The 23,414-nt window shown below is 68.5% G+C and carries 27 protein-coding genes; 14 read left to right on the forward strand and 13 right to left on the reverse strand.

All coding sequences use genetic code 11. The features are described 5' to 3' along the window. Positions 1 to 209: 209 nt before the first annotated feature. The gene (locus J2Y58_RS05595; RefSeq protein ID WP_310099913.1) at positions 210 to 821 is read right to left on the reverse strand and encodes a superoxide dismutase; all 612 of its coding nucleotides are present in this window, start codon (positions 819 to 821) and stop codon (positions 210 to 212) included. 62 nt (positions 822 to 883) lie between these two features. Beyond that, the gene (gene pspF / locus J2Y58_RS05600; protein ID WP_310099917.1) at positions 884 to 1,933 is read right to left on the reverse strand and encodes a phage shock protein operon transcriptional activator; all 1,050 of its coding nucleotides are present in this window, start codon (positions 1,931 to 1,933) and stop codon (positions 884 to 886) included. A gap of 155 nt (positions 1,934 to 2,088) precedes the next feature. Between pspF and J2Y58_RS05605 the strand changes: the two genes are divergently transcribed. From J2Y58_RS05605 to J2Y58_RS05645, 9 genes are all read left to right on the forward strand, one after another. Then, the gene (locus tag J2Y58_RS05605) at positions 2,089 to 2,226 is read left to right on the forward strand and encodes a hypothetical protein (protein WP_310099919.1); all 138 of its coding nucleotides are present in this window, start codon (positions 2,089 to 2,091) and stop codon (positions 2,224 to 2,226) included. Between the two features lie 86 nt (positions 2,227 to 2,312). After that, positions 2,313 to 2,975 carry a phage shock protein PspA gene (gene pspA, locus J2Y58_RS05610; RefSeq protein WP_310099922.1) on the forward strand — a complete coding sequence of 221 codons (663 nt, stop codon included), beginning with the start codon at positions 2,313 to 2,315 and terminating at the stop codon, positions 2,973 to 2,975. Positions 2,976 to 2,977: 2 nt separating this feature from the next. Continuing rightward, a complete protein-coding gene (gene pspB / locus J2Y58_RS05615) occupies positions 2,978 to 3,259 on the forward strand; it encodes an envelope stress response membrane protein PspB (protein ID WP_310099927.1) in 282 nt (93 codons plus the stop codon). Continuing rightward, the gene (gene pspC / locus J2Y58_RS05620; protein ID WP_310099930.1) at positions 3,259 to 3,639 is read left to right on the forward strand and encodes an envelope stress response membrane protein PspC; all 381 of its coding nucleotides are present in this window, start codon (positions 3,259 to 3,261) and stop codon (positions 3,637 to 3,639) included. Before pspB ends, pspC begins: the two co-directional genes overlap by 1 nt. 26 nt (positions 3,640 to 3,665) lie before the next feature. Next, positions 3,666 to 3,956: a hypothetical protein gene (locus J2Y58_RS05625; RefSeq protein ID WP_310099934.1), complete on the forward strand. Its 291-nt coding sequence runs from the start codon at positions 3,666 to 3,668 to the stop codon at positions 3,954 to 3,956. Between the two features lie 96 nt (positions 3,957 to 4,052). Continuing rightward, the gene (locus J2Y58_RS05630; RefSeq protein WP_310100629.1) at positions 4,053 to 4,262 is read left to right on the forward strand and encodes a hypothetical protein; all 210 of its coding nucleotides are present in this window, start codon (positions 4,053 to 4,055) and stop codon (positions 4,260 to 4,262) included. Positions 4,263 to 4,318: 56 nt separating this feature from the next. Further along, a complete protein-coding gene (locus J2Y58_RS05635) occupies positions 4,319 to 4,534 on the forward strand; it encodes a hypothetical protein (RefSeq protein ID WP_310099937.1) in 216 nt (71 codons plus the stop codon). 29 nt (positions 4,535 to 4,563) lie between these two features. After that, positions 4,564 to 4,797, forward strand: a complete 234-nt coding sequence (locus J2Y58_RS05640) for a hypothetical protein (protein WP_310099940.1) — start codon at positions 4,564 to 4,566, stop codon at positions 4,795 to 4,797. A gap of 40 nt (positions 4,798 to 4,837) precedes the next feature. Then, a complete protein-coding gene (locus J2Y58_RS05645) occupies positions 4,838 to 5,254 on the forward strand; it encodes a SufE family protein (protein ID WP_310099943.1) in 417 nt (138 codons plus the stop codon). A 175-nt stretch (positions 5,255 to 5,429) separates the two neighbouring features. On the opposite strand, the gene J2Y58_RS05650 is transcribed toward J2Y58_RS05645, so the two are convergent. The 3 genes from J2Y58_RS05650 to J2Y58_RS05660 form a co-directional block, all read right to left on the reverse strand. Beyond that, positions 5,430 to 6,737, reverse strand: a complete 1,308-nt coding sequence (locus J2Y58_RS05650) for a HAMP domain-containing sensor histidine kinase (RefSeq protein WP_310100632.1) — start codon at positions 6,735 to 6,737, stop codon at positions 5,430 to 5,432. Positions 6,738 to 6,798: 61 nt separating this feature from the next. Then, the gene (locus J2Y58_RS05655; protein WP_310099946.1) at positions 6,799 to 7,464 is read right to left on the reverse strand and encodes a response regulator transcription factor; all 666 of its coding nucleotides are present in this window, start codon (positions 7,462 to 7,464) and stop codon (positions 6,799 to 6,801) included. Between the two features lie 113 nt (positions 7,465 to 7,577). Then, complete coding sequence (locus J2Y58_RS05660; protein ID WP_310099949.1) at positions 7,578 to 7,871, reverse strand: hypothetical protein; 294 nt, start codon at positions 7,869 to 7,871, stop codon at positions 7,578 to 7,580. A gap of 116 nt (positions 7,872 to 7,987) precedes the next feature. Between J2Y58_RS05660 and J2Y58_RS05665 the strand changes: the two genes are divergently transcribed. Both J2Y58_RS05665 and J2Y58_RS05670 read left to right on the forward strand, forming a co-directional pair. Continuing rightward, a complete protein-coding gene (locus tag J2Y58_RS05665) occupies positions 7,988 to 9,772 on the forward strand; it encodes an ATP-binding cassette domain-containing protein (RefSeq protein WP_310099952.1) in 1,785 nt (594 codons plus the stop codon). A gap of 66 nt (positions 9,773 to 9,838) precedes the next feature. Beyond that, the gene (locus J2Y58_RS05670) at positions 9,839 to 11,290 is read left to right on the forward strand and encodes a methyl-accepting chemotaxis protein (RefSeq protein ID WP_310099955.1); all 1,452 of its coding nucleotides are present in this window, start codon (positions 9,839 to 9,841) and stop codon (positions 11,288 to 11,290) included. A 77-nt stretch (positions 11,291 to 11,367) separates the two neighbouring features. Here the strand turns inward: J2Y58_RS05670 and J2Y58_RS05675 are convergent, their stop codons facing one another. Next, positions 11,368 to 12,222 carry an ATP-binding protein gene (locus J2Y58_RS05675; protein ID WP_310099958.1) on the reverse strand — a complete coding sequence of 285 codons (855 nt, stop codon included), beginning with the start codon at positions 12,220 to 12,222 and terminating at the stop codon, positions 11,368 to 11,370. A 130-nt stretch (positions 12,223 to 12,352) separates the two neighbouring features. On the opposite strand from J2Y58_RS05675, the gene J2Y58_RS05680 reads away from it, so the two are divergent. Beyond that, positions 12,353 to 13,393, forward strand: a complete 1,041-nt coding sequence (locus tag J2Y58_RS05680) for a mannose-1-phosphate guanylyltransferase/mannose-6-phosphate isomerase (protein WP_310099961.1) — start codon at positions 12,353 to 12,355, stop codon at positions 13,391 to 13,393. 164 nt (positions 13,394 to 13,557) lie between these two features. Here J2Y58_RS05680 and J2Y58_RS05685 read toward each other — a convergent pair whose 3' ends face one another. From J2Y58_RS05685 to J2Y58_RS05705, 5 genes are all read right to left on the reverse strand, one after another. Beyond that, a complete protein-coding gene (locus J2Y58_RS05685; RefSeq protein ID WP_310099964.1) occupies positions 13,558 to 14,025 on the reverse strand; it encodes a DUF3429 domain-containing protein in 468 nt (155 codons plus the stop codon). Between the two features lie 10 nt (positions 14,026 to 14,035). Beyond that, positions 14,036 to 14,599 (reverse strand): Uma2 family endonuclease, encoded by a 564-nt coding sequence (locus J2Y58_RS05690; RefSeq protein ID WP_310099967.1) that lies wholly within the window; start codon positions 14,597 to 14,599, stop codon positions 14,036 to 14,038. A 183-nt stretch (positions 14,600 to 14,782) separates the two neighbouring features. After that, positions 14,783 to 16,426 carry a chaperonin GroEL gene (gene groL / locus J2Y58_RS05695; RefSeq protein WP_310099971.1) on the reverse strand — a complete coding sequence of 548 codons (1,644 nt, stop codon included), beginning with the start codon at positions 16,424 to 16,426 and terminating at the stop codon, positions 14,783 to 14,785. 50 nt (positions 16,427 to 16,476) lie between these two features. Beyond that, positions 16,477 to 16,764 carry a co-chaperone GroES gene (groES, locus tag J2Y58_RS05700; RefSeq protein WP_058756310.1) on the reverse strand — a complete coding sequence of 96 codons (288 nt, stop codon included), beginning with the start codon at positions 16,762 to 16,764 and terminating at the stop codon, positions 16,477 to 16,479. 131 nt (positions 16,765 to 16,895) lie between these two features. Next, on the reverse strand, positions 16,896 to 18,299 hold the full coding sequence (locus J2Y58_RS05705) for an MATE family efflux transporter (protein WP_310099975.1): 1,404 nt from the start codon (positions 18,297 to 18,299) through the stop codon (positions 16,896 to 16,898). Between the two features lie 293 nt (positions 18,300 to 18,592). On the opposite strand from J2Y58_RS05705, the gene sppA reads away from it, so the two are divergent. Both sppA and J2Y58_RS05715 read left to right on the forward strand, forming a co-directional pair. After that, the gene (gene sppA / locus J2Y58_RS05710; protein WP_310099978.1) at positions 18,593 to 20,461 is read left to right on the forward strand and encodes a signal peptide peptidase SppA; all 1,869 of its coding nucleotides are present in this window, start codon (positions 18,593 to 18,595) and stop codon (positions 20,459 to 20,461) included. Continuing rightward, positions 20,461 to 21,024, forward strand: coding sequence for an arsinothricin resistance N-acetyltransferase ArsN1 family B (locus J2Y58_RS05715; RefSeq protein WP_310099982.1), 564 nt, complete (start codon positions 20,461 to 20,463; stop codon positions 21,022 to 21,024). Before sppA ends, J2Y58_RS05715 begins: the two co-directional genes overlap by 1 nt. A 120-nt stretch (positions 21,025 to 21,144) precedes the next feature. Here J2Y58_RS05715 and egtD read toward each other — a convergent pair whose 3' ends face one another. Together egtD and egtB are read right to left on the reverse strand one after the other, a co-directional pair. Beyond that, positions 21,145 to 22,122: an L-histidine N(alpha)-methyltransferase gene (gene egtD / locus J2Y58_RS05720; RefSeq protein WP_310099985.1), complete on the reverse strand. Its 978-nt coding sequence runs from the start codon at positions 22,120 to 22,122 to the stop codon at positions 21,145 to 21,147. Continuing rightward, the gene (egtB, locus tag J2Y58_RS05725) at positions 22,122 to 23,381 is read right to left on the reverse strand and encodes an ergothioneine biosynthesis protein EgtB (RefSeq protein WP_310099988.1); all 1,260 of its coding nucleotides are present in this window, start codon (positions 23,379 to 23,381) and stop codon (positions 22,122 to 22,124) included. The genes egtD and egtB overlap by 1 nt, the downstream gene beginning before the upstream one ends. Positions 23,382 to 23,414 lie beyond the last annotated feature (33 nt).

A 23,414-nucleotide genomic window follows, 5' to 3' on the forward strand; every position in this document is an offset into this window, starting at 1 on the left:
ATGTTTCCCTTTTGCCTGGCGAAGCGATGGCGTCAGTGTCGTCGCTCCGCAAGCCGGACCTGTTAAGGTGATAATGTAACATTACAATCAAAAGTTGGATATCGGGATGCGACGCCACGCGGCAGCTCGCCCCGCAGCCGCCACGCTGACCCAAAAAAAGAAAGGCCCGGGTCGCCCCCGGGCCTCCTTCGTCCGTATGTCGGCGCGGCTCAGCCGACGGCGGCGTCGTACCGGCGCCCGGCCTCGTCCCAGTTCACGACGTCCCACCACGCCTTCAGATAGCCCGGCCGGTCGTTCATGTAGGTGAGGTAATAGGCGTGCTCCCACACGTCATTGCCTAGGATCGGCGTGCCCTTCTCCTTGGCATCGTCCATCAACGGATTGTCCTGGTTCGGCGTCGAGGTGACCTTCAGCGCACCCGATTCATCCGCGATCACCCACGCCCAGCCCGAACCGAACTGCCCGGCGCCCTTGCCGTTGAAGTCTTCCTTCAGCTTTTCGAGGCCGCCATAGGCATCGATCGCCTCGGCCAGCTTGCCCGATGGCTGCGTAGAACCCTTGGGCCCCATGATCTTCCAGAAGAAATCGTGGTTCCAATACCCGCCGCCATTGTTGCGGATCAGCGGCGGCAGCGACGAGACGCGCGCCAGGATGTCCTCGATCGACGCGCCTTCCAGCGACGGATCGGCGGCGACGCCTTCGTTCAGCTTGTTGGTATAGGCGGCGTGGTGCTTGTCGTGGTGGAAGGTCATCGTCTCCTTGGAGATCACCGGCTCCAGCGCGTCATAGGCATAGGGCAGCGGCGGCAGTTCGAAAGCCATGAAATCCTCCTCAAGGTTCGCGTCGGCAACGCGATGCGCCCCAAATGGCTCCCGGACGCTCGTTACGCAACCGCTCCGATCAGGTCGTGCCGCCGAAGCGCGTGACGCAGCTGGTCGTAGCTCAGGCCCAGCGCCTCGGCGGTCGCGCGCTGGTTGAAACGATGCTCGGCCAGCGACTTGGTCAGCAACTCGCGCTCGAACAAGGCGACGCGGCTCTTGAAGTCGGACGGCCCGACCTCGCAGGCAGCGACTTCCTCGTCCTCCTCGGCGGATGCGCTCGCCGGTGCCGGTGCCGGTGTCGGCACCGGGGTCGACCGCTTGCCGTTCGCCCCCGACGGGCGATAGGGCGAGGCGAACGGATCGAACTCGATCGCGCCCACCGCCCCCGGCCGTTCCCAGCGGTACACCGCGCGCTCGACCACGTTGCGCAACTCGCGCACGTTGCCGGGCCAGCTGTAGTCGCGCATCTCCTGCTCGATCTCGGGCGTGAACCCGGCCCATTCGCCGCGCCCCAGTTCCGACGACATGCGCCGCCCGAAGAAATCGGCGAGCACCGGGATATCGCTCTTGCGCGCGCGCAGCGGCGGCAACGTCACGACCTCGAAGCAGAGCCGGTCGAGCAGGTCGGCGCGGAAGGTGTTGGCATCGACGCGGTCGGGCAGATGCTCGTTGGTCGCCGCCACGATCCGCACATCGACGCGCAAGGGGCGCGACGCACCGATCCGCGTCACCTCGCCATATTCCACCGCGCGCAGCAGCCGCTCCTGCGCGCCCATCGACAGCGTCCCGAGCTCGTCGAGGAACAGCGTGCCGCCGTCCGCCTCCTCGAACCGCCCCGCCCGCGCCTTGGTCGCGCCGGTGAACGCGCCCGCCTCGTGCCCGAACAATTCCGCCTCGATCAATGTCTCCGGCAGCGCGGCGCAGTTCATCGTCACCAGCGGCTGATCCCAGCGCGGGCTGAGGTGGTGCAGCCGCTCGGCGACCAGTTCCTTGCCGGTCCCGCGCTCGCCGATCACCAGCACCGGGCGATCGAGCGCGGCGGCGCGGCTGGCGCGCTCCAGCGCGTCGAGGAAGACGCCCGACTGACCGATCACCTGCGTACTGCGCTTCATGCGCCAACGATTGGCGCATTTCACCAGACGATGGCAACCACCGGTTTTTCCTATTCGCGCCTAAATGGCGGAAATCCGCGGTTTTCAGCGACCGAAAGCATTTGGCACGGGCCGTGCAAAGCTTCGGGCAACAACGCTTTCAGGGAGTTTCCACCATGACCACCACCGTCACCAGCAAGATCGCCGCCCTCGCCCTCACCGTCCTCGTCAGCGCCACCATGGTGCTCGGCGCCGTCGGTCCGGCGACGTCGCTGGCGACGACCCCGATCACTTCCGCCCGCGCCCTGGCGTGAGCGGCGGGCGGGGTGCGGGAACAGACCCTCCCCGTACCCCGTCCGATCCGCTAGGATGGCGTGAATACCCAAGGAGTCCGTATCGAATGGGCATTTTCTCCCGCACTCGCGACATCGTCGCCGCCAATATGGCCGAGTTGCTCGACCGTGCGGACGATCCCGCCAAGATGGTCCGCATCATTATCGCGGAAATGGAAGATACGCTGGTCGAGGTGCGCGCCTCCGCGGCCCGCACCATCGCCGACCAGAAGGAGTTGCGCCGCCATATCGCCAAGCTGGCGGAACTGGAGGCCAGCTGGACCGAAAAGGCCGAGCTGGCGCTATCCAAGAACCGCGAGGACCTCGCCAAGGCCGCATTGGTCGAGCGCCGCAAGGCCGCCGACATGGGCGCGCAGCTGAGCGAGGAGGTAGCGGGGCTGGAGAATGCGCTGCGATCCTCGGAAGAGGATATCGCCAAGCTTCAGAGCAAGCTGCGCGAGGCGCGCGCCAAGCAGAACGCGATCGCGACGCGGCTGGAGAGCGCCAATACCAAGGCGCGCCTGCGCGAGATGTGGAACGGCCCACGCACCCACGAGGCGTTCAGCCGCTTCGAGACGCTCGAGCGTCGCGCCGACGAGGCAGAAGGGCGTGCCGAGGCGATGGGCCTCACGCCGCGTACACTGGAGGATGAATTCAACGAGCTGCGGTCGAGCGACAAGATCGACGCCGAGCTCGAGGCGCTCAAGAAGCGCATGAACAAGGAGGGTTGAGTATGGATTTCAACGGCTTCATCGCCATTCTGGCCTTCCTCATCGGGCTGCCGTGGCTGATCCTGCACTATGTTACCAAGTGGAAGACCGCGCCGAAGATGACGGGAGAGGACGAGCAGTTGCTCGACGAGATGTACAATCTCGCCCGTCGGCTCGAGGATCGCGTCACCACGGTCGAGCGGATCGTCGCCGCCGACAACCCCGATTTCCGCCCCGGCATCGGCGACTATCGCTCGACGCCCGACTATCGCCTCGACCAACCGTCTTCGCAGCGGAGGAACTGATGTCCGACAGCCGCACGAAATTCTATCTCGATAAGCAGGACGCCAAGTGGAAGGGTGTCTGCTCCGGGATCGCCGACTATACCGGCATCGAGGTAATGTGGGTCCGCATCGCGATGATCCTGCTGACGCTGGCCGGCGGGTTTCCGTGGACGCTGATCGCCTACTGGCTGATCGCGTGGATGGCGGAGCCCAAGCCGCTCAACCTCTACCAGGATCGCGCCGACCAGAAGTTCTGGCAGGGCGTCCGCGCCAACCCGACCCGCTCGACCGCCGAGGTGCGCGCCAAGTTCCGCGACCTGGACCGCCGCCTCGCCGACATCGAGCTTCACTACACCAGCCGCAATTCGTCGCTCGCCAAGGAAATCGACAGCCTGCGCTGAGCGCGGCCGACAAGGGGAGAGTTCCAATGGACGGACCGTGGTTCGTCCTCGCGATCATCGCGATCAGCATGACCGCCTGGGTCGTCAACAACTTCATCCGTGCGAAACACGGGTACTCGATCAGCGACGACTGGGGCCGCAACATCGACCGCAGCGACCCGAAGGCGGAACGCCACCTGCAATTGCTGACCAGCGAGAACGAGCGGCTGGCGGGTCAGGTCGGTCGACTGGAGGAGCGGATCGCGGTGCTGGAACGGATTGCCACCGATCCCGCCGAGCGCACCGCGCGCGAGATCGAGGCGCTGCGCGACCGGTAAGTAGGAGTAACGACCATGCCCGACAAGTTTGTGTTCGTTCTGTGCTTTTTCATGATCGTGGTCGGCTTGCCGGTCATCTTCGGCGTCAGTGCGGAGATGTTTCGGCGCTGGCTGAAGCATAAGGAACGCATGGCCGAGGTGTTGACCGAAGCCACCGCCGAAAAGGCGGCCCAATATGCCGCCCATTCCGAGCGGCTCGAACAACGGGTCCGCGTGCTGGAACGCATCGTCACGGACAAGGGCGTGGCACTGGCGGACGAGATCGAGGCGCTGCGCATGGTGCCCGACAAGCACCCGCTGAACTGAACAACGACGAAGAGGGAGGAAGTAACGTGCCGTGGTCCGTAGCAGTGATGGTGGTCATGATCGTGATGATCGTCACCATCGGCCGTGTCAGCCGCGAGAAGTGGCGTGCGATGGCGATGCAATCCGAGCAGCCGCCACTCGACCAGCCGCAACGGTCGACCGACGAGATCCGCCAGCTCAAGGAACGTATCGCGGTCCTGGAGCGCGTCATCACCGATCAACACGGCCGCGCCGATCTGGAACGCCAGATCGAGCAGTTGCGCGACCGCTGACCTCAACGCCAGCACAGGAGAAGGCAGCCATGTCCGATCCCCAGACCACCCTCACCCTCGTCGCCGCCTCGCTCGCCGGGCTTGCGATGCTCACCTTCGCCGCGCTGAACGGCTGGCGCGGATGGCTCCAGCTCAAGACGCAGGAGATGCGGCTGTCCGCCGAGCCCGCCGCCACCCCGAACGCCGGCGCGCGGATCGAGATCGCCGACCTGAAGGAGCGCATCCGCAAGCTGGAGGCGATCGCGGCCGGCGTCGATCTGTGAACGGTTGCGGGCAGCGCGCGGGGGCGGTAGCGCCCGCGGCATGACCGACGCCGCTGCCACGCTCGATGACGTCCGCGAGGAATATGGCTTCCTCGAAGGCGACGACCGCTACCGCCTGCTCGTCGATCTCGGCCGCGCGCTGGAGCCGATGCCCGCGGCGCTCAAGACCGACGCGACATTGGTCCGCGGCTGCTCCGCCTCGGTCTGGGTATACCCGGCGGTGCGTGGCGACGGGCGGCTCCACTTCCTCGCCGACAGCAACGCGCACATCACCAAGGGCATCATCGCGCTGGTCCTCCTGACCGTGCAGGATCGCACCGCGTCGGAGATCCTAGCGACCGATATCGAAGGCGAACTCGCCCCGTTCGACCTGAAGGCGCAGCTCAGCTCCAACCGGACGCAGGGCATCCCGAACATGATCGCGCTGATCCGCGAGACGGCGGCACGCTACGCCTGATCGACCTTACGTCGTTCCCGCGAAGGCGGGAATCCAGATGCGCAGGTGTCGATGGATGCGCTGACGTCATGGGTTCTGGATCCCCGCCTCCGCGGGGATGACGATGAAGATGGCCGCGGCGTTCTCATTCCCCATCGCTCTTCGTCACGTCGGTGACGAGCGCACAGCCAGCCCCTCACCCCGCCATCGGTAACCGCAACCGCACCAGCAGTCCGCCGAGATCCTCGCTCTCCTCAAGCGCCACCGTGCCGTCGTAGATCTCCGCCACGTCCCGCACGATCGCCAGCCCCAGCCCGGTCCCCGGCTTGCCGGTGTCCAGCCGCACCCCGCGATCGAAGATGCGAATCCGGTCCGCCTCCGGAATTCCCATGCCGTCGTCCTCGACCAGGACCTCGACGAACCCCGCCTGCGCCCCGACCGTCACGAACACGCTGCCGCCGCCGTATTTGGCGGCATTCTCGACCAGATTGCCCATGATCTCGTCCAGGTCCTGCCGCTCGATATGCGCGACCAAGTCCTTGGGCCCACTCATGTCGATGCGGACGTGCGGGTAAAGCCGCTGCACCGCGCGTTCGACCGATTCGACGCTCGGCCACACGTCGGCGCGGCTGTGCGCCGACCCGCGCCGCCCGACCGCCCGCGCGCGCGCGAGATGATGGTCGACCTGCCGTCGCATCGTTCGCGCCTCGCGGATCACGGTGTCGGCGAGGTCGTCGGACTGCGCGGTCGCGGCGTTCATGATGACGGTCAGCGGGGTCTTCAGCGCGTGCGCCAGATTGCCCGCATGGCGCCGCGCTTCCTCCGCCTGCGTCTCGTTGTGCGCGACCAGCGCATTCAGCTCCTCGACCATCGGCAGCAGTTCGAGCGGCATGTTCCCCGCGATCCGGTTCGACCGGCCGGCGCGCATCCTGGCGATTTCCAGCCGCAGGCGACGCAGCGGCAGCAATCCATAGAACGTCTGGAGCGCCGCCAGGATCACCAGCCCCAGCCCGAGCAACAGGAAGCTGCGCACCAATGTCCGGCGCAGCACCGCGATCTGCGCGTCCAGCGCCTCGCGGCTGCTCGCCACCTGGAACCGCCAGCGAACGTTCGACCCCGGCAGCGTCACGTCGCGCTCGACGATCCGCAGCTTCTCGTCCGGAAACTGGTTGCTGTCGTAGGTATGGACCTGCCGGTCGCTATGCGGCGCGCCGAACGCCAGCTCGCGATCCCACAGCGAGCGCGACGGGAACGTCTCCTTGCCCGGCGACGATACCTGCCAGTACAGGCCCGAATAGGGCTCGATGAAGCGCTGGTCGGCGGGCTGCCGGTTGAAGCGCACCTCGCCGATCGGATCGATCTCGGCCGAGACGAGCAGCGAGCGCAGCACATATTCGAGCTGGTCGTCGGCGTTGCTGGTCACCGCGCCCACCAGCACGCGGTCCAGCGCATATCCGCCGCCGAGCAGCAGCGCGGAGATCCACGCCGCCGCGATCAGGATCATCCGCCGCGAGATCGACCCGCGCGCGCGCGGCTCCTGCGGCACGGCCACGTCGCTCACGACGTCAGGCGTCCGGGTCTTCCAGGCTGTAGCCCAGGCCGCGGATCGTGGTGATCACATCCTGCCCCAGCTTCTTGCGGATGCGCGTGACGAACACCTCGATCGTGTTCGAATCGCGATCGAAATCCTGGTCGTAGATGTGCTCGATCAACTCGGTGCGGCTCACCACCTTGCCCTTGTGGTGCAGCAGGTAGCTGAGCAGCTTGTACTCCTGCGCGGTCAGCTTCACCGGCTCGCCGGCGCGCGTCACCTTGCCCGAACGGGTGTCGAGCCGCACGTCGCCCGCGATAAGCTCCGAGGAGGCATTGCCCGACGCGCGGCGGATCAGCGCGCGCAGGCGGGCGATCAGTTCCTCGGTCTGGAACGGCTTGGCGACATAGTCGTCGGCGCCCGCGTCCAGCCCGGCGACCTTGTCGGACCAGCTGTCGCGCGCGGTCAGCACCAGCACCGGGGTCACCTTGCCCTCCTTGCGCCAGCGGTCGAGCACGGTCAGCCCGTCGATCTCGGGGAACCCCAGGTCGAGCACGATCGCATCGTAATTCTCGGTCGAGCCGAGGAAATGCCCCTCCTCGCCGTCGGTGGCCAGGTCGATCGCATAACCCGCGCCTTCCAGCGTGGATTTCAGCTGCTGCCCCAGGTTGGGCTCGTCCTCGACGATCAGCACGCGCATCGGTGGTGGGGCTCCCTGCAAGAAAAGATGAATGGCCAGCCTGCGCGCTAGCACGAACAACCACGGTTATGGAAACGCGTCTGTCGCGGTGCTGAACGTACCCGGTGCCTGCGTCAGCGACCGGTGCGCCCCAGCACCTGCCCGGTGCGCCCGTCGACATCGACCCAGATTACCGCGCCGTCGCGCAGGAACTTCAGCGTGTAGATGCCGCTCGGCATCTCCAGGTCGAAGCCGATATATTGCGCGTTGCGCATCGTCGGCACCACCCGCCGCTCGATCTCGGGCAGCGGGAGCAGCCGTCCCTGCCGCCGCGCCTGCAGCGCCACGGCCCCGTCGCGCACCTGATCCGGCAACGGCTGCGCGATCGCGGGCGCGGCCAATCCGCAAAGGAGAAGGTAGGCAAGCATTCTCACGATTGCTGGCATAGCGGCGACGGCTTGAACAGCCTGTGAATGAGGGAGAAGCGCATGTCGGTCGACAGCGCAACTTGCCCCCTCCGGTCAGGTTCCCTAGGTCGCACGCCATGGCCGCACCTATATTGTCGTATGAAGACCTCGGGCTCGTTCAGGGCTCCGGGTGGCTGTTCCGCCACCTCGACCTGTTCGTCGGTGAGCGCGATCGCCTCGCGCTGATCGGCCGCAACGGCGCGGGCAAGTCGACGCTGCTCAAGCTGATCGCGGGCGTGATCGACGCCGACGAAGGGCGGCGCAGCATCGTCCCCGGCACCCGCGTCGTGATGCTTGAGCAGGATCCCGACGTCGGCGGGTTCGCGACGCTGCGCGACTATGCGCTGTCGGGCGACGGCGCACCGGAAAGCTACCAGGCCGATGCGATCGCCGACCAGCTCGGAATCGACCTGTCGCGCGAGGCCGCCTCGGCATCGGGCGGCGAGCGCCGCCGCGCCGCGATCGTCCGCGCGCTGGCGATGGAGCCCGACGTGCTGCTGCTCGACGAGCCGACCAACCATCTCGACATCGCCGCGATCGAATGGCTGGAGGACTGGCTGAAGCGCTTCACCGGCGCGTTCGTGGTCATCAGCCACGACCGCACCTTTCTCACCCGACTGACGAAGCAGACGCTGTGGCTCGACCGCGGCGAACTGCGCCGTGCCGAGGTCGGCTTCGGCGGGTTCGACGCCTGGACCGAACAGGTCTATGCCGAGGAGGAGCGCAACGCGCAGCGCCTCGACGCCAAGCTGAAGATCGAGGAGCATTGGCTCCAGCGCGGCGTCACCGGCCGCCGTCGCCGCAACCAGGGCCGCCTCGCCAAGCTGAAGGAGATGCGCGCCGAGCGCGCCGCGATGATCGGCCCGCAGGGCGCCGCCGCGCTCCAGGTCGCCAGCGACGACGTGAAGACCAAGGTCGTGATCGACGTCGAGCATGTCAGCAAGAGCTACGGCGAGCGCCCGATCATCCGCGACTTGTCCCTGCGCGTCGCGCGCGGCGACCGGATCGGCATCGTCGGGCGCAACGGCGCGGGCAAGACCACGCTGCTCAAGCTGCTGACCGGCGAGATCGCGCCCGACAGCGGCACCGTCCGCCGCGCCAGGACGCTCGACGGCATCGTCATCGACCAGCAGCGCAGCCTGATGGCGCCGCAAAAGACGGTGCGCGACGTCCTCGCCGACGGCGGAGAGTGGATCGACGTGCTCGGCACGCGCAAGCACATCCACGGCTATCTCAAGGAGTTCCTGTTCGATCCGTCGCTGACCGAGGCGAAGGTCGGCACGCTGTCGGGCGGCGAGCGCTCGCGCCTGCTGCTTGCGCGCGAGTTCGGCCGCGAGTCGAACCTGCTGATCCTCGACGAGCCGACCAACGACCTCGACCTCGAGACGCTCGACCTGTTGCAGGAGGTGATCGCCGATTACGGCGGCACCGTCCTGATCGTCAGCCACGACCGCGACTTCCTCGATCGCACCGTCACCGTGACGCTCGGCCTCGACGGCAGCGGGCAGGTCGATGTCGTCGCGGGCGGATACGAGGATTGGGAGCGCAAGCGCCGCCCACGCGTCGAACCTGCCAGGAAACCGGCATCCAGGGGCGCCGCCGCGCCGCCGCCCCCCGCGCCGACGCGCGTCAAGCTCAGCTACAAGGATCAGCGCGACTACGACCTGCTGCCCAAGCGGATCGAGGAGCTGGATGCGCGGATCGCCGCCGACGAGGCCGCGATGGCCGACCCGGGCCTCTACGCCCGCGATGCCGCGGCCTTCGACCGGCTCGGCCGCGGCATCGCAGCGCTGCGCGAGGAAAAGGACGCCGCCGAGATGCGCTGGCTCGAACTTGCCGAAGTCGTTGAGAAATCTAGTTGATCCATATTATCCGCAACCCCGGGTTAACTGTTTCCGCTTACCGCCCTTGCCCATGGAGGGTGTGCAATGAGCGGATCGGAACCCATCGACTTCGACCAGCGACTGGCCGCGTTCGGCTATAACGGCGACAGCTATGGCGGCTTTCCGGCCGTCAGGCGCGCGATCGAACGGCACGCGCCGGCCGCGCTCGTCGCGCTGTACCGCCACATCGCCGCCACGCCCGCGATCCGCGGACTGTTCCAGTCGCAGGCGCGGATGGACCACGCCCGCGACAAGCAGCTCGAACATTGGCGCAAGCTGTTCTCCGGTCCGATCGACCGCAGCTATGCCGCCGCCGCCTCCAACATCGGCCAGATCCACGCGCGCATCGGCCTCGCGCCGACCTGGTACATCAGCGGCTATGCGCGGATGCTGGAGCATGTCCTGCCCCGGGTCATGCTCGGCCGCCTGCTCCTGCCGTTCGGTGCCCGCCGCCGCGCGCGCGCCGCGACTGCGCTGGTCAAGGCGTCGCTGATCGATATGGACATCGCGCTGGATGCCTATTTCGCCGCCGAACAGGCCGGTCGCCGCGCGGTGATCGAACGTTGCGGCCAGGTGTTCGAGCGCATGGCGCAGGGCGACCTCACCGCCACGCTCGACGGCCTGCCGTCCGAATATCAGGCGCTGGCGGACAGTTTCGAGGCGATGCGCACGCAAATGGCGACCACGCTCGGCATCGTCACCCGCTCCAGCCAGCAGATCCGCACCGGCTCCGGCGACATCCGCTCGGCGTCCGACGACCTGTCGCAGCGCACCGAGCAGCAGGCCGCCTCGCTGGAGGAAACCGCTGCGGCGATGGACGAGATCAACACCACCGTCCGCCAGACCGCCGAGGGCGCGACGCAGGCGAACCGCATCGTCGGCGAGGCGCGCACCGAGGCGCAGGAATCGGGTCAGATCGTCCGCCGCGCGGTGGAGGCGATGGGCGGAATCGAGCGGTCCTCCGCGGAGATCAGCGAGATCATCACCGTCATCGACGGCATCTCGTTCCAGACCAACCTGCTCGCGCTCAACGCCGGGGTCGAGGCGGCCCGCGCCGGCGAGGCGGGCAAGGGTTTCGCGGTCGTCGCCTCCGAGGTCCGCGCGCTGGCGCAGCGCTCGGCGGACGCCGCCAAGGACGTGAAGACGCGCATCCTCGCCTCCTCGGAACAGGTCGGCGCCGGCGTCGAGCTGGTCAACGAGGCCGGTCGCGCGCTGGAGCGGATCATCGGCCGCATCGGCGAGATCAGCGAGCTCGTCTCGCGCATCGCCGCCTCCGCCAGCCATCAGTCGATCGGCCTCGGGCAGGTCAATACCGCGGTGTCGGAGATGGACAACGTGACGCAGCGCAACGCCGCGATGGTCGAACAGGCCACCGCCGCCGCCCGCTCGCTCGCCGCCGAGGCCGAGACGCTGTCGCGCGAAGTCGCGCGCTTCCGCCTCGACGCGGGCGACGGAAACGCCGTCCACCGCCTGCAGGCCCGCCTCGCGGCGATGTAATAAGGGGCGGGTCGGAGAGCGTGCCACGGAAACTGCGCGGTCGGATCACGCGCAACCGGGCACACGCTTCGACACGGTCAGCGCGAACGGATCGGATCTCCATCCACTTCCGGAACAGTCTCCTCCAGCGCCTTGCCCGCGCGCCCCGCCAGTTCGACCACATAGTGCCACGCCACGCGCCCCGACCGGCTGCCGCGCCGGGTCGCCCATTGCACCGCATCCGCCGCATCGAACGACAGCGCATAACGCTCGGCATAGCCGCGCACGATCGCCAGATAGGCGTCCTGATCGACGACATGGAAGCCCAGGCTCAATCCGAAGCGATCCGACAGCGCCATCTGGTCGTCGATCGAATCGCGCGGGTTGATCGCGCTGTCCTGTTCCTTGATGTCGCGCGTCACCAGGTGGCGGCGGTTGGAGGTGACGATCAGGCGGGCGTTTACCGGCCGCGCTTCCGCCCCGCCCTCCAGCAACGACCGCAGCACCCGCGCATCCGCCGCCGCGTCGAAACCGAGATCGTCGAGGAAGATCGCATAGGCGCGCGGCTGCCGCGCCACCGCATCGAACAGCCGAGGCAGTGAGTCGAGCCGGTCCGCCGCCACCTCGATCAGCGCCAGCGCGCCGCCGCCCGCCTGCACCGCGCCCACCGCCGCCTTGACCAGCGCCGACTTGCCCGTACCCCGCGCGCCCCACAGCAGCGCGTCCTGCGCCGCCTGCCCCGCCGCCAGCCGTGCCAGATTGGTGAACAGCGCCGCCTTCTGCGCCTCGATGCCGTGCAGCAGCGCAAGCGGCAGCGGCCGGAAATCGCGCGCCGCGACCATCGCCGCGTCGCGCCAGACATAGGCCGGATGCGCGAGCGGATCGGCACCCGCCGGCGGCGGCGGCGCGAGCCGCTCCAGCGCGGCGGCGATACGGGTCAACGGGTCGTCCATCGCCGCGTCGGCTAACCCGCATGTCACGTTGCCGCAACGCAATATCGTGCATAAAGGAAACCTTGCGCGGGGCGACGGGTTCAGGCGCTAGGGGGTTCGTTACGCCTCCGTGGGGGAACAGGAGCTTCAATTGACGGAAATCGTGCCGGTGATCCTTTCTGGCGGGTCGGGGACCCGCTTGTGGCCGATGTCGCGGCCGGAAAAGCCCAAGCAGATGCTGTCGCTGACCGCGAAGGAGACAATGCTGCAGCTGACCGCGGCGCGGGCGCACGGCGATGCCTTTGCCGCCCCGATCGTCGTCGCCAATGCCGCGCACGCCGACCAGGTCGAGGAGCAACTCGGCGCGATCGGCGCCACGCCCAGTGCGCTGATCCTCGAACCCGCCGGCCGCAACACCGCGCCCGCGATCGCGCTCGCGGCGCTCAGCGCCGGGGACGACCAGGCGATGCTGGTCATGCCGTCTGACCACGTGATCGCCGATCGCGACGCCTTCCACGCCGCGATCCACGCCGCGCTGCCGCTCGTCGAACAGGGCTGGCTGGTCACCTTCGGGATCACCCCGGACGCGCCGGAGACGGGCTACGGCTACATTAAGATCGGCGAGGAGATCGCCGCGGGCGTCCACCGCGTCGCCCGCTTCGTCGAGAAGCCCAAGCGCGACGTGGCCGAGGCGATGATCGCCGCGGGCGACCACGCCTGGAATGGCGGCATCTTCCTCTTCCGCGCCGACGCCTTCCTCGCCGCGCTCGAACGCCACGCCCCCGACATGCTGTCGGCGGTGCGCGACGCCTGCGCAAAGGCGCGGCGCGAGGGCGTGCGCGTCTACCCCGATGCCGAGGCATTCGCCGCCTCGCCGTCCGACTCGATCGACTATGCGGTCATGGAAAAGGCCGATCGCGTCGCGGTCGTACCGGTCACCATGGGGTGGAGCGACGTCGGCAGCTGGGATGCGCTCCACGCGATCAGCGAGGGCGACGCACGCGGCAACGTGGTCCATGGCGAGGTCATCATGCTCGACAGCAGCAACTGCCTCGCGCGCAGCGACGGCGTGCGTGTCGCGATGGTCGGTGTCGAGGACCTGATCGTCGTCGCCAGCGGCAACGACGTACTCATCCTTCCGCGCGGCCGCAGCCAGGACGTCAAGCTGCTTCTGGAAGCGATGAAGCGATGACGAACGGCGCGGGGCTGCGCGGGAACGTACACGCGCCCGCGCCGTCGGCCCATCGCCGGATCGCCTCCGCCATCGCGAGCGTAGCGACGCCGCTCCGGATCCGATCACGGCACCGGACCGGCACTCCTACGCTCGCACCGATGCGCGTATGCCGCGCCCGGCCCTCACCCCGTCATCACCCACGCCCAGCACGCGACCAGTCCCGCGCATCCCAGCAGCAGCTGCGGCGGCCGCAGCCGTGCGAAGTGCGCGGGCGCATTGCCCGCCAGCGCCGCGCGCCGGTCGAGTAGCGCCGCCAGCGCATATCCCGCGGCCAGCAGCGCCAGCGCGGTGCCGACGAACGGCACCAGCAGCGCCAGTCCGGCGATCGTGACGTAGCCGACCGCCGCGACGATCTCGACCGGCGTCGACGCGCGGGGCGTCGCAAAGCCGAACCCGCGCCTGACCCCGCCGATGAACGACAGGATCAGCGCGCCCCAGATGATCGCCAGCCGCACGGCCAGCACGCCCCATGCGGGTGGCAGCACCCATGCGCCGATCCCGGCGGCGACGAGCGGGAGCATCGGGCCATAGCCGAAGATGATGCTGTCGGTGGGAATGCGATTGCGGTCGTTCATGCGGGCCGAACGCATGACCGACGCTTCAGTCGCGTGCGAAGATCTCGGTGTGCGGGATGGTGACCCCCGCTGCGGGAAGCGCGACGTCATGCGGCTGCGCGAACAGGTCGTCACGCCATGACGTCGGGCCGAGCCGCTGGATAACACGACAGGTTTCGTTATCGGGATCGACGAACACGATCGTATCGAGCGTCGGCAGGTGGCGGTACTGGCCCAGCTTCTCGCCCTCGTCGTTCCTGGTGGTCGACGGGGACAGCACCTCGAAGATCACGACCGGATCGGTGAAGATGCGATCGCGCTCGCGCTCCGGTGTGGCGGGGTGATTGCAGTAAACGCTGACGTCGGGATAGCGAACATCGGTATCCGTCACGCGCACGCCCACGTCGGAATTGTAGGGGCGGCAGCCGCTGCCGCGCAGGTGTTGTCCAAGAAAGACCAAAATCTTGGTCGCTACCCGCGCATGCGCCGGTGTCCCGCCGGTCATCATGCGGATCATCCCGTCGACCAGCTCGTACTTGCGGTCGCTCGGAAAATCGATCGCCAGGAATTGCTCGACCGTGATCGGCTCGTAGAGCGGGTCGTATCTCATGCCGCGGAGATAGCATTGGCGGAGACGCAAACAAAGGACCGGCGGATCGCTCCACCGGCCCTTCGTGTCGGGCAACCGGCGACGGCATAGCCGGCGCCGCGATGTCGGACGGGATCGGCGCTGCCGACCCGCCGGCCATTCCGATGTCGTGTCGGGCGCAGCCGAAGCTGCGCCCGTCCGTCATCAGAAGTCCATGCCGCCCATGCCGCCCATGCCACCGCCGGCGGGCATGGCCGGAGCCTTGTCCTCGGGCAGTTCCGAGACGGTCGCCTCGGTGGTGATCAGCAGGCCCGCGACCGACGCGGCGTTCTGCAGCGCGGTGCGCACCACCTTGGTCGGGTCGATCACGCCGGCCGAGACCAGGTTCTCATACTGGTCGGTCGCCGCGTTGAACCCGAACGACGTATCGGCCTGGTCGAGCAGCTTGCCCGACACCACCGCACCGTCGTGACCGGCGTTCTGCGCGATCTGGCGCACCAGCGCGGTCAGCGACTTGCGGACGATATCGACGCCGCGCGTCTGGTCGTCGTTCTCGCCGGTGACGCCGTCCAGCGCCTTCGTCGCGTACAGCAGCGCGGTGCCGCCGCCCGGGACGATGCCTTCCTCGACCGCGGCGCGGGTCGCGTGCAGCGCGTCGTCGACGCGGTCCTTGCGCTCCTTCACCTCGACCTCGGTCGCACCGCCGACCTTGATGACCGCGACGCCGCCGGCCAGCTTGGCCAGACGCTCCTGCAGCTTCTCGCGGTCGTAGTCGGAGGTCGTGACCTCGATCTGCTGACGGATCGCCTCGGTGCGGCCCTTGATCGACTCCGCGTCACCCGCGCCGTCGACGATGGTGGTGTTGTCCTTGTCGATCGTCACGCGCTTGGCGGTGCCCAGCATGCCCAGCGTAACGCTCTCGAGCTTGATGCCCAGGTCCTCGCTGACGACTTCGCCCTTGGTCAGGATCGCGATGTCTTCCAGCATCGCCTTGCGGCGATCGCCGAAGCCCGGCGCCTTGACCGCTGCGACCTTCAGGCCGCCGCGCAGCTTGTTGACGACGAGCGTGGCCAGCGCCTCGCCCTCGATGTCCTCGGCGATGATCAGCAGCGGACGGCCCGACTGCACCACCGCCTCGAGGATCGGCAGCATCGCCTGCAGCGACGACAGCTTCTTCTCGTGGATCAGGATGTAGGGGTCGTTCAGCTCGACCTGCATCTTCTCCGGGTTGGTGATGAAGTACGGCGACAGATAGCCGCGGTCGAACTGCATGCCCTCGACGACGTCCAGCTCGAATTCGAGGCCCTTGGCCTCCTCGACGGTGATGACGCCTTCCTTGCCGACCTTCTCCATCGCTTCCGCGATCTTCTCGCCGACTTCCTTGTCGCCGTTGGCCGAGATGATGCCGACCTGCGCGACTTCCGACGAACCCGACACCGGCTTCGAACGGCCCTTCACGTCCTCGACGACCTTCGCGACGGCGATGTCGATGCCGCGCTTCAGGTCCATCGGGTTCATGCCGGCCGCGACCGACTTCATGCCCTCGCGGACGATCGCCTGCGCCAGCACGGTGGCGGTGGTGGTGCCGTCACCCGCGATGTCGTTGGTCTTCGAGGCCACTTCGCGCACCATCTGCGCGCCCATGTTCTCGAACTTGTCCTTGAGCTCGATCTCCTTGGCGACCGACACACCGTCCTTGGTGATGCGGGGCGCACCGAAGCTCTTGTCGATCACGACGTTGCGGCCCTTCGGCCCCAGCGTGACCTTCACCGCGTCGGCGAGGATGTCGACGCCGCGCAGGATGCGCTCGCGCGCGTCGCGGCCGAATTTCACGTCCTTGGCTGCCATGTGGCTACCCTTTCAGATGACGAATGTTGGGAAAGTTGAGGCGTTCGGACTCAGGCGATGATGCCGAGGATGTCCGATTCCTTCATGATGAGCAGGTCTTCACCGTTGACCTTGACCTCGGTGCCCGACCACTTGCCGAACAGGATGCGGTCACCGGCCTTGACGTCCAGCGGGGCGAGCTCGCCCTTGTCGTTCTTGGCGCCCGCGCCGGCGGCGACGACTTCGCCTTCCTGCGGCTTTTCCTTGGCGGTGTCGGGGATGATGATCCCGCCGGCCGTCTTCTCTTCCGCCTCGACGCGGCGGACGAGAACGCGGTCGTGCAACGGACGAAAGTTCATTGCTCAGTACCTCTCTGAAGGCAATATGACAGTTCTTTGGCACTCCGGTCTCCCGAGTGCCAGCGCCCCGCATATGTGGGCCGGCCGCGTCGGGGTCAACGCCCGGCGCAACAATTTTGTGGAACCGGCCGTCAGGGCGTGCGTGGCGTCAGGCCAAGCCGCTCGCGCGCCGACCACCGCCACAGCAGCAGGACCGAAACGACGCCCAGCCCCGTCGCCAGCCCCCACCATATCCCCGCCGCCCCGTAGTGCAGCCCGAAACCGAGGAGTACCGCCGTCCCGAACCCCGCGCCCCAATAGCCCGAGATCTGGATCAGCATCGGCACCCGCGTGTCCTGCACCCCGCGCAGCACCCCCGCCGCGACCGCCTGCGCGCCGTCGACCAGCTGGAAGATCGCCGCGATGCCGAGCAGCTGCACCGCCATCCCCGCCACCGCCGCCTCGCGCGCCGGGTCGACGTACAGCCGCACCAGCCAGTGCGGCACCGCCCAGAAGATCGCCGCGCTCAGCGTCATCACCACGATGCCGCACCCGACCGCGACATTGCCGGCGCGCGCCACCCACGCACGGTCGCCCGCGCCAAAGGCGAAGCCGACGCGGATCGTTCCGGCCTGCGCCAGCCCGAACGGGATCTGGAAGGCGATCGCGGCGATGTTGAGCGCGACGGCATGCGCGTCGATCGCGGTAACCGAGATCAGCCCCATCAGCAGCCCGGCGCCACCGAACAGCCCGCCCTCCGCCATCCAGCCGAGCGCGATCGGCGCGCCCAGCCTGGCGATCTCGCGCATCCGCGACCATTCGGGCCGCCACCATTTGCCGAACAGCCGAAAGCGCCTCAGCCTGCGATCGCGCATCAGGATCACGGCGTAAGCCGCGCACGTCGCACAGGAAACCAGCACGCTCGACAGCGCGGAGCCTTCCAGCCCCAGCGCCGGGAAGCCGGCATTGCCGAAGACCAGGCACCAATTGCCGAGCAACGCGACCCCCAGCGACAGCGCGGTGACGACCAAAGCCCAGCCCGGCCGCCCCAGCGCCGCCGCGGTCAGCCGGATCAGCGCCGCCATGACCGCGGGCGGCACCGCCAGCGACAGGATACGACAGAACGCGCCCGCCCGCGCTGCCACCGCCGGATCCTGCCCCGCCAGTCGCAGCAGCGGCGCGGCGCAATTGAGCACCGCCATCACCACCAGCGATCCCGCCACCGCCAGCCACATCGCCATCCGGAACGACCGCCGCACCTGCCGCACCGCGCCGACCCGCCGCCCCAGCGCGGCGGCGATCAACGGCTCGGCCGCACCCACCAATCCGATCAGCGCGAAGCCCAGGATGTGGAAGAAGAACACCCCCAGCGTCGCGGCCGCGAACTCGACCGGGCCCAGCCGCGCGACGAACACCACGTCGACCGCGAACACCGCCATTTGCAGCAGGTTCGCCCCGATCAACGGCCCCGCCAGCGCCGCCAGCGCACGCAACTCCGCGTTCCACGTCGGCGGCGGTCCTTGCGTCAAGGGCGCGAGCGTGGCGGGAGCGTTCATGGGTGGAACCCCTAGCCGAGCGGCACCGCGATGGCGACCCCGCCCCTCCACTGTCATCCCCGCGCAGGCGGGGATCCAGACGCGCAGGTCTGGCGATAGGGCGAAACGGCGGGGGTTCTGTATTCCCGCCTTTGGCCGTCGGCCAAAGTTTATCCTGAGCGCCTCCCTTGCAGGCAGTGGAAGGGCGGGAATGACGAGCGCCGCCGCACGACGCTCGTTAACCCCAAAGCGTATTGCCCCGGTCATACACGCCGCGCTACGGTCGCCGCCACGCAATGAAGGTGGCAGGAACGATGAAGCTGGTACGCGGCGCCTGGAAGCTGCTGGTCGGGATCAAGGACGCGCTGGTGCTCGTCGCGATGCTGCTGTTCTTCGCGGTGATCTTCGCCGCCCTCAACGCACGCCAGCGCCCGGCCGCGATCGGCGACGGCGCGCTGGTCCTGAAGTTCGACGGCCCGATCGTCGAACAGCCCGAGGAAGTGCCGCTTACCGCCATCGTCAGCGGGCAGCAGATCGGCAAGCAATATCGCCTCCGCGACGTGTTGCGCGCGATCGACGCCGCGCGCACGGACGGCCGCGTCAAGGCGATCGTCCTCGACCTCGACCGGTTCGGCGGCGCCTATCCGGCGGTGCTGGGCGAGGTGCAGGCCGCGCTGCTGCGCGCGCGCGCCGCGGGCAAGCCGGTGCTCGCCTTCGCCACCGCCTATACCGACGGCGGCTACCGCCTGGCCTCGGCCGCCAGCGAGATCTGGATGGACCCGCTGGGCGGCACGATGTTTGCCGGCCCGGGCGGCAACCAGTTGTTCTACAAGGGGCTGATCGACAAGCTCGGCATCAACGCGCACGTCTACCGCGTCGGCAAGTTCAAGTCGGCGGTCGAGCCCTATACCCGCACCGACCAGAGTCCCGAGGCGCGCGAGGCGTCGCAGGCCCTCTACGGCGCGCTGTTCGACCAGTGGCGCGAGGCGGTGGCGACCGCGCGTCCGAAGGCGCAATTGGCGCCGTGGCTGTCGAACCCGGCACAGCTCATCACCCAGGCGCAGGGCGACGTCTCGCGCGCCAACGTGGCGACCGGCATCGTCGACAAGCTCGGCGACCGGGTCGCCTTCGGCCGCCGCGTCGCGCAGCTGGCGGGCGGCGACGACAAGAAGGTCGCCGGCTGGTTCAGGACGATCGGTTATGACGCCTATGTCGCCGCCAATCCGCTGCCGAAAAAGGGCAAGGTCGGCGTCCTGACCGTCGCCGGTGAAATCGTCGACGGCGACGCCGGCCCCGGCAAGGCCGCCGGCGATACCGTGTCGAAGCTGCTCTACGACGGGCTCGCCGACAACGACCTGAAGGCGCTCGTCGTCCGCGTCGACTCGCCGGGCGGCTCGGTGCTGGCCTCGGAGAAGATCCGGCTGGCGATCATGGAGGCGAAGCGGCGCGGGCTCCCCGTGGTCGTCTCGATGGGCGGGCTCGCCGCGTCGGGCGGCTATTGGGTGTCGACCCCGGCCGACGTGATCTTCGCCGAACCCGGCACCATCACCGGCTCGATCGGCATCTTCGGCATTATCCCGACCTTCGAGAACACGCTCAGGAAGATCGGTCTGTCGACCGACGGCGTGAAGACCACGCCCCTGTCCGGCCAGCCCGACGTCCTCGGCGGCACCACCCCCGAGCTCGACCGGATCGTCCAGGCCGGGATCGAGCACGGCTACCTCCAGTTCCTCACTCGCGTGTCGCAGTCGCGCAAGCTGCCGATCGCGCGCGTCAACGAGATCGGGCAGGGCCGCGTCTGGATCGGCGGCATCGCGCAGCAGCTGAAGCTGGTCGACCGGTTCGGCGGACTCGACGAGGCGATCGCCGAAGCGGGCAAGCGCGCCAGGCTCGACGATGCAAAGCCGGTCTGGCTGGAGAAGAAGCCCGGCTTCGCGGCGCAGATCGCGCAGCAGATCGCGAGCCAGGAGGATGACGACGATGCCGGCGCCCCCGACGCCTTGTCGCGACTGGCCTGGCAGCGTCAGCAGGCGTTCGCTTCCGCGCTCGGCGATGCGAAGCGGATGCTGGGCGGCGCGGCGGTGCGCGCACAGTGCCTCGAATGCGTGGGGCTCGGCCCGATCGCGGCGCGGGCGGAGGATCGCAACCTGTGGCAGCTCGTCGTCGCGCGGCTGGGGCTGTGATGACGCCCGGTCCGATCACGATCCGCGCCGCGACCGGCGAGGATGCCGCCGCGATCGCCGCGATCTACGCGCCGTTCGTGCTGTCGGGCACCGTCTCCTTCGAGAACGAGGCGCCCGATGCGGCGGCGATGCGCGCCCGGATCGAGGGGTCGGACGGCTATTATCCATGGCTGGTCGCCACCGCGGGCGATGCGGTGCTCGCCTACGCCTATGCCACGCGCTTCCGCGACCGCCCCGCCTATCGCTATGTCGTCGAGACGTCGATCTACGTCGCCGGCGCCACCCACGGCCAGGGCGTCGGGCGACTGCTCTACGAGGCGCTGGTCGACACGCTGCGCGCGCAGGGGTTCACCCAAGCGATCGGCGTCATCGCGCTCCCCAACGACGCGTCGATCACGCTCCACGAGGCGGTCGGCTTCCGCCGCGCCGGCGTCTATCGCGAGGTCGGCTACAAGCAGGGTCGCTGGATCGACGTCGGCTTCTGGCAATGCGAACTGAACGACAGCGCGATTCCGCCGGTCGAACCCAGGCCGTTCAGCGTCACCGGCGTACGGCGGGATTGATCCCGCCGTCCCGTGGAGGCGGGAACCCAGACGCGCAGATCGACCGCCGGACTCGCATCGTCAGAGGGTCTGGCTCCCCGCCTGCGCGGGGATGACGCAGCGGACTGCGCGGCCCGCCGCCTACGGCGCCGGCCGCTCCGCCTGCGCCTCCGCCAGGATCACCGCGAACTTGCCCTCGGCATCGGTCCACTCGCGCACCGGCGTCCAGCCGCCCGCGCGCAGCAGGATGCGCGCATCGCGCTCGCCATATTTATGGCTGTTCTCGGTGTGGATCGACTCGCCCGCCGCCATCGCGAACGGCCGCCCCTCGACCGTGAACGCGACGTCGCGCGTCGCGACCAGGTGCATCTCGATCCGCGCGCGATCGTCGTTCCAGCGCGCCTCGTGCGCGAACGCCTCGACCGGTACGGTCCCGTCCAGTTCGCGGTTGATCCGCTCCAGCAGGTTACGGTTGAACGCCGCCGTCACCCCGGCGGCATCGTCATAGGCCGGGACCAGCACCGCCGGATCCTTGATCCGGTCCATCCCGATCAGCAGCATCGCGCCCTCCCCCAGGGACGCGCGCATCGCCCGCAACAGGTCGACCGCGGCCAGCGGGATCAGATTGCCGATCGTCGAGCCGGGAAAGAACCCCAGCTTCGGCGCGTCGGCGATCGTATGCGGCAGCGTCAGCGGGCGTGTGAAGTCGGCCTCGAAGGGCAGCACCAGCAGGTCCGGGAACGCATCCGACAGGTCGCGCGCGGATTGCCGCAGGAACTCGCCCGAGATATCGATCGGCACATAGGACGACGGCTTCACGCAGCGCAGCAGCACCGGCGTCTTGGTCGACGACCCCGACCCGAACTCGACCACCGCGCGCCCCTCGCCGACGATCTCGTGCAACTCGGGGCACAGGTCGTGGAGCAGCGCGGTCTCGGTGCGCGTCGGATAATATTCCGGCAGATCGGTGATCTGCTCGAATAATTGCGAACCGCGATGGTCGTAGAACCACCGCGCCGGGATCGCGCGCGGGCGCCGCTCCAGCCCGGACAGCACATCGGCGCGGAACTGCGGGTCGGCCAGCGTCATCTGTCCGTCCTCGGCCTCGGGTTTCAGCATCACAGGTCCTTTGCCAGCCGCACGCCGGTGAACTGCCAGCGCTGGTGCGGGTAGAAGAAGTTGCGGTAGCAGGCGCGCACATGCCCGCGCGGCGTCGCGCAGCTGCCGCCGCGCAGCACGAACTGCCCGTTCATGAACTTGCCGTTATACTCGCCCACCGCGCCCTCGACCGCGCGGAAGCCGGGATACGGACGATAGGCCGAGCCGGTCCATTCCCACACGTCGCCGAAGAACGCCGGGCCACCCTCCGCCGGCCGCGGCTCGACCGCGCCCGCCGCGTCGAGCTGGTTGCCGCCGCCGGCATCGTGCGCCGCGGCGGCGGCTTCCCACTCGAACTCGGTCGGCAACCGCGCCCCCGCCCAGGTCGCATAGGCATCCGCCTCGTAGAAGCTCACATGCGTCACCGGCGCCGCCGGGTCGATTGCACGCCGCCCGTCGAGCCCGAAGCGCGTCCACCCGCCGTCGCGATGCTCCCAATACAGCGGCGCACTCACGCCCTCGCGCTGCACCCACCCCCAGCCGTCCGACAGCCACAGCCGCGCATCGCGATAGCCGCCATCGGCGATGAACGCGGCCCATTCACCGTTGGTGACGGTCCGATCCGCGATCGCGTGCGCCGGCACCAGCGTGCGGTGCCGCGGCCCTTCGCAGTCGAACGCGAACCCCTGCCCGCCATGCCCGACCTCCACGACACGCTCGCCGCTCTCGATCCACCCGACCGGTCCCGGCATCGCCACCGGCACCTTGCGCGCGGCCGCGAAGATCGCCGGCTCGAGCGGGTTTTCGGAAAACAGATGCAGCATGTCGGTGACGAGCAGTTCCTGATGCTGCTCCTCGTGATGGCACCCCAGCGCCACCAGCTCCCGCACCGCCGCGGGCAGCGCGTCCAGCGCCGCCAGCACCGCCGCGTCCACCGCCGCGCGGTACGCCAGCACCTCGTCCAGCGTCGGCCGCGTGATCATCCCGCGCCGCGCGCGCGCGTGCCGCCGCCCTTCTGCCTCATAATAGCTGTTGAACAGGAACGGGAACCGCGCGTCGTGCAGCCGGTAGCCCGGCACGTGATCCCGCAGCACGAACGTCTCGAAGAACCACGTGGTGTGCGCCAGATGCCATTTGGCCGGCGACGCATCGTCCATCGACTGCACCGTCGCATCGGCATCGGACAGCGGGGCGACCAGCGCCTCGCTCAGCCGCCGCACCTGCGCATAGCGCCGTGCGAGCGGGGTGGTCCCGGCATCATGCCGGGGGAGCGCTTCCATGGTCGTCCTCCTGCAGCTACCCGGGAGATCGGG

Source organism: Sphingomonas sp. BE138, assembly GCF_031456125.1.
GTDB lineage: Bacteria > Pseudomonadota > Alphaproteobacteria > Sphingomonadales > Sphingomonadaceae > Sphingomonas.